Origin of the sequence: Ensifer sp. ZNC0028 (assembly GCF_000799055.1) — a bacterium.
Classification (GTDB): domain Bacteria; phylum Pseudomonadota; class Alphaproteobacteria; order Rhizobiales; family Rhizobiaceae; genus Ensifer.
Map to the genome: position 1 here is coordinate 21,843 of NZ_JTLA01000043.1, position 10,180 is coordinate 32,022.

The following is a 10,180-nucleotide window of genomic DNA, read 5'->3' on the forward strand; positions in this document are numbered from 1 at the left end:
GCGCGTTGCTCCTTGGTGAAGCGCACCGCGATGGCATTCCATCCGGGTGCACTTGAAGCACGCCACCGGACTCACCGCCCTCGGCCCGCCTGAACGACCGTGACGGCGATTATGTGGAAGACGTCGTCGGCGTTGCAGCCGCGCGAGAGATCGTTGGCGGGCTTGGCAAGCCCCTGCAGGATCGGGCCGATGGCGGTCGCGCCGCCGATGCGCTGGGCGATCTTGTAGCCGATGTTTGCCGCATCGAGGTTGGGGAAGACGAAGACATTGGCCTCGCCATGTAGCGCCGATTGCGGCGCCTTTGCCGCGCTGACGGCTTCGACGAAGGCGGTGTCGAACTGCAATTCCCCGTCGATCACCAGCCCTGGTGCTGCGGCATGGGCGAGCCGCGTCGCCTCCACCACCTTTGAGACGCGCTCATGCGCAGCACTGCCGGCCGTCGAGAAGGAGAGCATCGCTACCTTCGCCGGCTTGCCGGAGAGCGCCTCGTAGGAGCGCGCCGAGGTCACGGCGATATCGGCAAGGCCGGGGGCATCAGGATCCACAACCAAGCCGCAATCGGCGAAGACGAAAGCGCCCTTCTTTTCGTGATGCGGCGCGCAGAGCATCATCAGAAAGAAGCTCGACACCAGGCCGACATCCGGTGCCCGGCCGATGGTCTGGAGTGCGGCGCGCACCGTGTCGGCGGTGGTGGCGACCGCACCGCCGACCGTTCCGTCTGCGTGATCCTCGCGCACCATCATCGCGGCAAAGACGAGCGCCGAGCGAACGGCTGCGGCGGCTGCGGCTTCATCGACACCCTTGCCACGCCGGAGGTCGTGGTAGGCAATGGCAAGATGCTCAGTCAGCGCAGACGAAGCCGGATCCTCGATGCGAATTTCGTCTGGGCTGCCGCCGGCGGCGTGCAGTTGCGCCGCGACGACCTTTCTGTCGCCGACGAGCGTGATCGCGGCAATGCCGGCACGAGACGCACGCAAGGCGCCTTCAACAATACGCGGGTCTTCGCCCTCGGCGAGCACGATATGGCGCGGCGCGGCTTTTGCAGCCTCGAGTATGCGGTCGAGCGGTTTCATCAGGCGTGCCCCAGATAGTGAATGCCGACGAGGATGAAGAGAGCGATGAAGATCGTTTCGGCGACGATGAGCGCGACCGCGTCGCCGCCGACGTCGAGCACGCGGCGAAGTGAGGTGCGCATGCCGACGGCGACGATGCCGGCGAGCAGCGCCCAGCGCGATGTCTCCATGCCGGCCTTGGCGACCATCTCCGGAACGAAGCCGAAGGAATTCAGCGCCGCAAAGATCAGGAAGGCGACGACGAAGCCGGGCAGCAGCGGCGGGCGCTTGCCGGTTTCGCCTTCGGGCTGCGGTACCCTGCGCAGCGACAGGGAGAAGATGAGGACGACGGGCGCAAGCATGGTGACGCGGATCAGCTTGACGAGTGTGGCCGTTTCGCCCGCCTCCGGCGAGACCGAGAAGCCGGCGCCGACGACCTGCGCGACGTCATGGATGGTGCCGCCGAAGAAGATGCCGGTGGCGCGCGCGTCCAGCCCCATGGTCTGCGCGAGGATCGGATAGGCGATCATCGCAAGCGTCGAGAGCACCGTAACCGACAGCACGGTGAAGATCAGGTTGCGCTCGGAAAATTCGTTCTTTGGCAACACCGCTGCGATCGCCATGGCCGCCGACGCACCGCAGATCGCGACGGAACCGCTGGTGATAAGCGCAAGCCGCCAGCCGCGACCGAGCAGTTTTGCGGCAAGCAGTCCGAAGCCGATGGTCGCGGCGATGGCCGAGATGAGCAGCAGGATCGTGCTTGCGCCAAGGCCGATCAGGAGGTCGACGCTGATGCGCATGCCGAGCAGCGCCACGCCGATGCGCAGCACTTTTTTGGCGCAGAAATCGATGCCGGCGACGCAACGTCCTTCCTCGGACAGGAAGTGAAAGGCGATGCCGAGCAGCAGCGCCATCAGCATGGCCGGCGCGCCGTAGTGGTCGGAGAGGAACTGCGCGGCGACCGCGACGGCCGCAGTGACGGCAAAGCCCGGCCAGTAGGCCGCAAAGCCGGAGGGTACGCTTCGGAAGCGTTCGTGGACGGAGGCGACGAAGGTCATGGTTCTGTTCCGGTCATCTGCGGGAAGCTTCGCCTCGCCCGGGTGCACCGGGCGGGGCTTGAGGTAGAGCGGGGATCAGGCCCGCTTCTGCGGACGCATGTCGGCGCGGTCGATGCCGGCGACCGGCACGGGCTTCTTCATGGCGTCACGGCGGAAAGGTTCGCCGAGCTCCTGATTGAGGATGACTTCGATGAAGGTCGTCACGCCCTTCTTCTGGTCGGTGATCGCGGTGGACAGCGCTTCAGTGAGTGCTGTCGTGTTAGTGACCGCAACGCCCTTCAGGCCGCAGCCTTCGGCCACCTTGGCATACGAGAGGTTGGGGTTGAGCTCCGTGCCGACGAAGTTGTTGGCGTACCAGAGCGTCGTGTTGCGCTTTTCAGCACCCCATTGGTAGTTGCGGAAGATCACCATGGTGATCGCCGGCCAACCCTCGCGGCCGATCGAGCCCATCTCGTTCATGGAGATGCCGAAGGCACCGTCGCCAGCAAAGCCGACCACCGGCACGTCAGGGCAACCGATCTTGGCGCCGACGATCGACGGGAAGCCGTAGCCGCAGGGGCCGAACATGCCCGGCGCCAGATACTTTCGGCCGGCTTCGAAGGTCGGATAGGCATTGCCGATCGCGCAGTTGTTGCCGATGTCGGTCGAGATGATCGCTTCCTTTGGCAGGGCCGCCTGGATCGCCCGCCAGGCCTGGCGCGGAGACATGCGGTTCGGCTCGCGCGAACGGGCGCTTTCGTTCCACTCCGTGCCCGGATCGTCGTCCTCGTGATCCATCGAGGAGAGCTGCTGCTGCCAGGCCGAGCGGGTCTGGTGGATTGCAGCCTTGCGCTCTTCGCGGCCGGTGTCGCCTGCCGTTGGCGAGAGCAGCTCGAGGATCTGGCGGGCGACCTGCTTGGCATCGCCGCAGATGCCGACCGACACCTTCTTGGTCAGGCCGATCCGGTCGGCGTTGATGTCGACCTGGATGATCGAGGCGTTCTTCGGCCAGTAGTCGATGCCGTAGCCCGGAAGCGTCGAGAACGGATTGAGCCGCGTGCCGAGGGCCAGAACGACATCGGCCTTGGAGATCAGCTCCATCGCCGCCTTAGAGCCGTTATAGCCGAGCGGGCCGACCGAGAGGCGATGGCTGCCGGGGAAGGCGTCGTTGTGCTGGTAACCGCAGCAGACCGGCGCATCCAGACGCTCGGCGAGCTTCATGCTATCGGAGATGGCATTGCCGATAACGACGCCGGCGCCGTTGAGAATGACCGGGAACTTCGCTTCCGACAAAAGCTTGGCGGCTTCGGCGATCGCCTGCGGGCCACCCGCCGGACGCTCGAAGCGAACGATCGCCGGCAGGTCGACGTCGATTACCTGGGTCCAGTAGTCGCGCGGGATGTTGATCTGCGCCGGAGCACAACCGCGCCAGGCCTTTTCGATGACCCGGTTCAGGACCTCGGGGATACGCGAGGGATCGCGCACTTCTTCCTGGTAGCAGACCATTTCCTCGAACATCGCCATCTGGTCGACTTCCTGGAAACCGCCCTGCCCGATCGTCTTGTTGGCCGCCTGGGGCGTGACCATCAGAAGCGGCGTGTGGTTCCAGTAGGCGGTCTTGATCGCGGTGATGAACCCGGTGACGCCGGGGCCGTTCTGGCCGATTGCGACCGACATCGTGCCGGTGGCGCGGCTGAAGCCATCGGCCATCATGCCCGCATTGGTCTCATGGGCGCAGTCCCAGAACTTGATGCCGGCCTTCGGGAACAGGTCCGACACCGGCATCATGGCCGAGCCGATGATGCCGAAGGCATGTTCGAGGCCATGCATCTGAAGAACTTTGACGAAGGCTTCCTCGGTGGTCATTTTCATGGGGTGGTTCCTTTCCTGGTATTATTTCAAAGTGTTAGAGGATCTCGTCGCGGAGGTAGTACCAGCGGTACATTCCCCATTGCCCGAGCCGTCGGAACGGCGTCAGAAGCCCGTGGCCCGGCAGGGGCGACGTGAAGATGGGAAGGTCGAGGCCGCCGCCCTTGCCGGCGACCATCTGCGCCATGCGCCGGCCGGCCTGGGCGGAATACATGACGCCGTTGCCGCCATAGCCCATGGCGTAGAACAGCCGCTGGCTCGGGTCCGGCTGGAAGATGCGCGGCATCATGTCGTGGCTGACATCCACCCAACCCCACCAGGAGTAGTCGATGTCGATGCCGCGAAGCGCCGGGAACTTGCGGTAGAGACCGGCGAGCAGCAGTTCGAGGTGCTTCGGGTTGCTCGCGTCGCGTCCGGTAATGGCGCTGCGGCTGCCGATCTGCACGCGTCCGTCAGGCAGCATGCGATAGTAGTGGCGGAGTGTGCGCGTATCGGTGAGCGGGATGCGCGTCTTGAAGTTCAGCGCCTGCCGTTCGCTTTCGCTCAAGGGCCGGGTGACGATGGAGTTCGACAGGATCGGCATCAGCCGGTGACGGGTGAGCGCATTCATCCCTGGTGACGTGTAGCCGGCCGTCGCAATGCAGACGGCACGCGCTCGCACCGTGCCGCCAGGCGTCGTCAGGTAGTGCACGCCGCCTTTGGCGGTGCAGTCAAGCACCGGGCTCGACGTATGGACCTTGGCGCCCAGCTTGCGGGCAAGCTTGAGGTAGCCAAAGGCGAGCTTTGCCGCATGGATACCCATGCCATCGGGCTCGTACATGGCGCCGCGCGCTTCTTCGTCGCGGACGAAGTCGCGGTGGATCTCGTCGCGCGAAACCATCCGGGCGCGATAGCCGAAGGTATCGTTGAGGACGCGGACCTCGCTTTGCAAAGCCGGCAGCATCTTGTCGCGATGGGCGATATAGAGGTGGCCGCCATCCTGCGGGTCGCAGTCGATCTCCGGCTCGCGGACGAGAGAGCGGAAGAGGTCGAAGCCCTCAGCGATCTCCGCGTGCATCTTGCGGGCAACGTCCACGCCCCAGCGGGCGATCCATTGCGAGCGCTTCAGCCGGCCGGCGGAAATTTGCGCCTGCCCGCCGTTGCGGGTGCTGCAGCCCCAGGCGACACCATTGGCCTCGAGCACCGTTGCCCTGATGCCGTGCTCGCGCGCCAGATGGATGGCGCAGGAGAGGCCGGTATAGCCGGAACCGATGATCGCGACGTCGACATCGATATCGCCCGTGACCGGACCGTCGTCCTCCGGTTCCGGACCGGCCGTGCCGATCCAGTAGGTCGGCGCATAGTCCTTTCCCGTGCCGGGGCTGCGGGCGTGGTTGGGATCATAGGCCGGATCGAACGGCTGCCTTACAGGCTTCAAGGGGGTGGCGCGCAGTTGCATGGCTTTCGCTCCAGGCCATCAGTAGCGGGGCTGCAGGACCGGGCGGTTCTTGCGGAACGCCTGCTTGCGCACGATCTTGCCGTCGCGGAAGGTGAAGAGGTCGCAGCCTTCGGCCTCGATGCGACTGCCGTCGGCAGCCGTGCCGGAAAACGTCCACTCGGACACGCCGCGGTCACCGTCCACGAAGTGGCTGTGGTTGGCCCATTCGGCATCCGGCATCGATTTCCAGACGCCGCTGAAGGCAGCGGCGATCGGACCCGTACCGACAAAACGGTTGCCGTAGACCTCGGGGCCGCCAACCGCGTTGAACACGCAATCCTCGGCGAAGAAGTGCATGACCCCATCGATGTCATGCCGGTTGAAGGCATCGAACAAGGTTTTGAGATCGGTTGCCGTCAGTGTCATGGTTCTGTCCTTTGGCTTGGTCGTCAGGCATGGCTTCGCCGGAGACGGGAAAGACCGTCTTCAAAAGGCCGCCAGGCCGTATTCAGTTGAAGTGTCGGAGGTGGTCGCCGGTTAGAGGCGGCCCTTCCAGGGGATCAGCGCCTTTTCGAGGTAGCGGATCAAAAGATCGAAGGCGAAGGCGAAGATGCCGATGATGAAGATGCCCATGATCACCGTATCGCTTTCGAGGTTTTCGGCGGCGTTCAGCACCATGAAGCCGAGGCCCCGGTTGGCCGCGACCATTTCCGCCGCAACCAGAGTGGTCCAGCCGACGCCGATGCCGATGCGCATGCCGGTGAAGATCTCCGGCAGGGCCGCCTTCATGATCACCTGGCTGATCACCTGTCCGCGGGTCGCGCCCATCGCATAGGCCGCATGGATCTGCTCGGTGGAGACCGAACGCACACCCGCCCTTGCGGCAATTGCCATCGGCGCGAAGATCGCCAGATAGATCAGGAAGACCTTCGGGAACTCGCCGATGCCGAGCCAGATGATGACGAGCGGCAGGTAGGCGAGCGGCGGCAGCGGCCGGTAGAATTCGATGATCGGGTCGAACAGTCCGCGCACGAAGCGGTTGACGCCCATCAGTACGCCGATCGGCACAGCGGTCACCAATGCCAGCAGGAAAGCGCCGAAGACGCGGCCGATACTGGCGAGCGTGTGCTGCATCAAGGTCGAGTTCGAAACGCCGTCGGTCATCGCCAGCATGAACTTGTCCCAGACCGCCAGCGGCGACGGCAGGAAGAGCGGCTTGACCCAGCCGCCTTCGGTCACGAGGAACCAGAGCGCGACGATGACGACGGTGGTCGAAAAGCTGATGAGGCCGCTGTTTCCGTCTCCGGGCGCGCCGAAGATCTTGCCGGCCTTTACGGGCTTGGCGCGTGTCACTCTGTCAAGCATGGGCCACCTCCGGGTTGCCGGACGCACGTTCGTCGCCATAGATGATGCCGAGCACCTCTTCGCGCATGCGGATGAATTCCGGGCTGGACTTGATCGCGCGGGCATTGCCCTCGGCGAGGAAACGCTTGTTGAAATTGAGCTCGTAGGTGTGGGTGATGCGGCCCGGGCGCGGCGACATGACGATCAGCCGCGAGCCGAGGAACAGCGCTTCCTCCACACTGTGGGTGATGAAGAAGAACATCTTGTTGGTGAGCTGCCAGACCTTCAAGAGCAATTCCTGGATGGTCTCGCGCGTCAGCGCGTCGAGCGCTGCCATCGGCTCATCCATCAGGAGCATCGCGGGATCGCAGGTCAGCGCCCTGGCAATGCCGACACGCTGCTGCATCCCGCCCGAGAGGTGATAGATCATGTGACGATGAAAGTCCTGCAGGCCGACAAGTGCCAGGTTCTTGGTGGCAAGCTCCCGCCGGGTCGCCTTGTCGACGCCACGCAGCTTGAGGCCGAATTCAGTGTTCTCCATGACGTTCAGCCACGGCAGAAGCGCGTGTTTCTGAAAGACGACGCCGCGTTCGGCGCCCGGGCCATTGACCTGGTGGTTGCCAAGCGTGATGTCACCTTCTGAAGGTGCCATGAAGCCTGCCATCAGGTTGAGCAAGGTCGTCTTGCCGCAGCCCGAGGCACCGAGGGCGACGACGAAGTCTCCGCTGTTGATGGTAAGATTGACGCCTTTCAGGGCGATGATCGCCTGGTCCGAGTAGAGGCCCGGATAGGTCAGACTGATGTTTCTGACGCTGAGTGTTTCCATGAGAAATGCCTCCCTGCACCTCGGTCACGGTCTATGATGGTGCGCCGGCCGCTCCTCAACGGCCGGCGCAATCGGCAGCTTAGCCTATTGCGCGGCCGCCTTGGCAAAGTCGGCGTTCACGTAAGGCGCATAGTCGTCGAGCGACTGGCTGATCTGCTTCTGCTCGACGAGGAATTTGGCGCTTTCGGTCAGCGCACGCGTGGCGCCGCCGCCGAGCCAGACCTCGGAGGCCTGCTCATCCGCATTCGGGAACGAAAGCAGGCGTAGAGCTTCGACCGTGCTCGGACCATCGCCGCCGATCAGCTTGACGATGCCTTCCACTTGCGGAGATTCCTCCGTCCACGCCGCCTTGTTGGCATTGTAGTCGGCATAGGCATCGGCCAGAACCTTGGTGAAGGCTTCCATGAGTTTCGGGTTTTCCGCGGCCCAGGCCTTGTCCACCACCAGCCCGTCGAAGGTCGGGACGCTCGCAGCGCCGATTACTTCAGAGTCGGAAATCGTCTTGCCGGTCTTCTGGATTTCCGAGAGCGCCGGGGGCCAGACATAGGCGGCGTCGATATCGCCACGCTGCCAGGCGGCAACGATCTGCGGTGGCTTGAGGTTCAGGATTTCCACCTCGCGCGGATCGACGTTCCAGACCTTGTTCATGCCGACAAGCAGGTGGAAATGCGAGGTCGATACGAAAGGAACCGCGACTTTCTTGCCTTTGAGATCGGCCGGCGTCTCGATGCCGGAACCGTCGCGGGCGACCAGTGCTTCCGACTGGCCGATATTGTCGAGGATCCAGAAGAGCTGCAGCTCGACACCGCGTGTCGCGGCAGATGCCGTGCCGGTCGAGCCGAGAACGCCGATCGGCACGTCGCCGGAGGCGAGCGCCGTGGTGATATCTCCGGCCGAGCTGAACTGGCGCCAGTCGATCGCGTAACCGGCCTCCTTGGCGGCCGCGTCGAAGCGGCCATCGGCGATGGCGGCCACGAACGGGCCGACGATCTGCTGGTAGCCGACGACGAGTTTCGTTTCGGCATAAGCGACGCCGGATGCGGCGAGGCTCGCGACTATACTGGCCGCCGCGGCTAGTCGTCTGAAATGTCCATGTAGCATTCGTCTTCCTCCTCTTTGTTTATTCCCTTTTGTTTATTCACTGACCGTTTCTCCGGTCTTGTTGATGACGATAAGGCCGAGATCCGGCTTGCGTTATATCCAGTCTGGAAGTTGAATAGATCCAGTTTAACGTCGCCAAGGGGAGCAGGCGCCGTGCAGATGAACGTTTCAGAAACCATTTTTTTCATCGACCGCGAGAGCGGTATCGGCCTGCAGGCGCAGTTGCGCGAGACGGTCGTTTCGGCCGTGCTCGCCGGACGGGTGCAGCCGCGCGCGCACCTGCCGTCGAGCCGCAAGCTCGCCGACTATCTGCGGATCTCGCGCATCACGGTGACGCTCGCCTACCAGGAGCTGATCAACCAGGGTTACGTCGAGGCGGTCAACCGCAGCTCCTATCGCATCTCCGGCAATCCGCCGGGCATGGATGTGGAGGGGGAGCGTCCATCCGCCGGCTCCAATCCGGTCGACTGGAGCCGTAAGATCAAGATGAGCTTCGGCGTCGTGCGCCAGGTTGCCAAGCCGCTTGACTGGCGGCGCTACCCGTTCCCCTTCCTCTACGGCCAGATGGATCCGACGCTGTTCGATCTCAATGCCTGGCGCGACTGCGCCCGCCGGGCTCTGGCGCGCGAGGACTTCGTGCTGATGGCGAGCGACTTTGCTGCGGCCGACGACGTGCGGCTGGTGAACTATATCTGCTCGCGCACGCTGCCGCGCCGCGGCATCCACGCCACGCCGGACGAAATCCTCGTTACCGTCGGCGCGCAGAATGCGCTCTGGATCGTGACTCGATTGATCCTGGAGAAGGGCTCCGCCGCCGTCTGCGAAAACCCTTGCCATCCCGATATCAGCGCCTCGTTGCTGTTGAGCGGTGCGGATGTCACGACCGTCGATGTTGATGGCGAGGGCCTGTCGCCCGATGCCCTGCCGGAAAAAGTCGATGCCGTCTTCGTAACCCCGAGCCATCATTCGCCGACCGGCGCGACCATGCCGGTCGACCGACGAACGCAGCTGCTGCAGGCCGCGGAAGAACGGGATTTTGTCATCGTCGAGGACGACTACGAATTCGAGATCAGCTACCTCGCCCCGCCCTCGCCGGCGCTGAAGGCGCTCGATCCGTCGGGTCGGGTGCTCTACATCGGCAGCTTCTCGAAGTCGCTGTTTCCCGGGCTTCGGCTCGGCTACCTCGTGGCACCTGCTCCCTTCATTCGCGAGGCGCGCGCTCTTCGCTCGCTGATGCTGCGTCATCCGCCCGGGCATCTTCAGCGCACCGCGGCCTATTTCCTGGCGCTCGGCCATTATGACGCCGTGCTCCACCGCATGCGGACCGAATATCATAAGCGCCATGTGATCATGGCCGAGTCCCTGCGCAGGGCGAACCTGAAAGTCGCAGGCTCCTCGACCTTCGGCGGCACGTCCTTCTGGATGGAGGGACCGGAAGGGCTCGACGCCGACCGGTTGGTCAGCGAATTGCGGCAGGACGGCGTGCTGGTCGAATCCGGCTCGCCCTTCTTCCCCCGAAGCGACCAGCCCTGCC

General features: G+C 64.1%; 9 protein-coding genes. 1 reads left to right on the plus strand and 8 read right to left on the minus strand.

Annotation, left to right across the window (positions count from 1 at the left end; translation table 11 throughout):
- Positions 1–71 precede the first annotated feature (71 nt).
- The 8 genes from pta to tauA all read right to left on the minus strand — a co-directional run bounded on the left by pta (position 72) and on the right by tauA (position 8,646).
- The gene (pta, locus tag L981_RS10860) at positions 72–1,073 is read right to left on the minus strand and encodes a phosphate acetyltransferase (RefSeq protein ID WP_043615144.1); all 1,002 of its coding nucleotides are present in this window, start codon (positions 1,071–1,073) and stop codon (positions 72–74) included.
- Positions 1,073–2,110 carry a YeiH family protein gene (locus tag L981_RS10865; RefSeq protein ID WP_043615147.1) on the minus strand — a complete coding sequence of 346 codons (1,038 nt, stop codon included), beginning with the start codon at positions 2,108–2,110 and terminating at the stop codon, positions 1,073–1,075. The genes pta and L981_RS10865 overlap by 1 nt, the downstream gene beginning before the upstream one ends.
- 75 nt (positions 2,111–2,185) lie before the next feature.
- Complete coding sequence (xsc, locus tag L981_RS10870) at positions 2,186–3,961, minus strand: sulfoacetaldehyde acetyltransferase (protein WP_043615150.1); 1,776 nt, start codon at positions 3,959–3,961, stop codon at positions 2,186–2,188.
- A gap of 34 nt (positions 3,962–3,995) precedes the next feature.
- Positions 3,996–5,396: an FAD-binding oxidoreductase gene (locus tag L981_RS10875; protein ID WP_052201737.1), complete on the minus strand. Its 1,401-nt coding sequence runs from the start codon at positions 5,394–5,396 to the stop codon at positions 3,996–3,998.
- 18 nt (positions 5,397–5,414) lie between these two features.
- The gene (locus tag L981_RS10880) at positions 5,415–5,795 is read right to left on the minus strand and encodes a nuclear transport factor 2 family protein (RefSeq protein WP_156134049.1); all 381 of its coding nucleotides are present in this window, start codon (positions 5,793–5,795) and stop codon (positions 5,415–5,417) included.
- 117 nt (positions 5,796–5,912) lie between these two features.
- Entirely contained in the window at positions 5,913–6,740 is an 828-nt protein-coding gene (locus L981_RS10885) for an ABC transporter permease subunit (protein ID WP_043615155.1), read from the minus strand.
- Positions 6,733–7,545 (minus strand): taurine ABC transporter ATP-binding protein, encoded by an 813-nt coding sequence (locus L981_RS10890; RefSeq protein WP_043615157.1) that lies wholly within the window; start codon positions 7,543–7,545, stop codon positions 6,733–6,735. The genes L981_RS10885 and L981_RS10890 overlap by 8 nt, the downstream gene beginning before the upstream one ends.
- 84 nt (positions 7,546–7,629) lie before the next feature.
- Positions 7,630–8,646, minus strand: a complete 1,017-nt coding sequence (tauA, locus tag L981_RS10895) for a taurine ABC transporter substrate-binding protein (protein ID WP_043615160.1) — start codon at positions 8,644–8,646, stop codon at positions 7,630–7,632.
- A 159-nt stretch (positions 8,647–8,805) separates the two neighbouring features.
- Here tauA and L981_RS10900 point away from each other — a divergent pair.
- Positions 8,806–10,180, plus strand: a 1,375-nt coding sequence (locus L981_RS10900; protein ID WP_043615163.1) for a PLP-dependent aminotransferase family protein, incomplete at its 3' end; no start/stop codon positions are given.

What these genes read in the sequence shown, in the direction of transcription:
- pta (WP_043615144.1), bottom strand. Translation starts at nt 1,073, where the DNA reads ATGAAACCGCTCGACCGCATACTCGAGGCTGCAAAAGCCGCGCCGCGC.
- L981_RS10890 (WP_043615157.1), bottom strand. Translation starts at nt 7,545, where the DNA reads ATGGAAACACTCAGCGTCAGAAACATCAGTCTGACCTATCCGGGCCTC.
- tauA (WP_043615160.1), bottom strand. Translation starts at nt 8,646, where the DNA reads ATGCTACATGGACATTTCAGACGACTAGCCGCGGCGGCCAGTATAGTC.
- L981_RS10885 (WP_043615155.1), bottom strand. Translation starts at nt 6,740, where the DNA reads ATGCTTGACAGAGTGACACGCGCCAAGCCCGTAAAGGCCGGCAAGATC.
- L981_RS10865 (WP_043615147.1), bottom strand. Translation starts at nt 2,110, where the DNA reads ATGACCTTCGTCGCCTCCGTCCACGAACGCTTCCGAAGCGTACCCTCC.
- xsc (WP_043615150.1), bottom strand. Translation starts at nt 3,961, where the DNA reads ATGAAAATGACCACCGAGGAAGCCTTCGTCAAAGTTCTTCAGATGCAT.
- L981_RS10875 (WP_052201737.1), bottom strand. Translation starts at nt 5,396, where the DNA reads ATGCAACTGCGCGCCACCCCCTTGAAGCCTGTAAGGCAGCCGTTCGAT.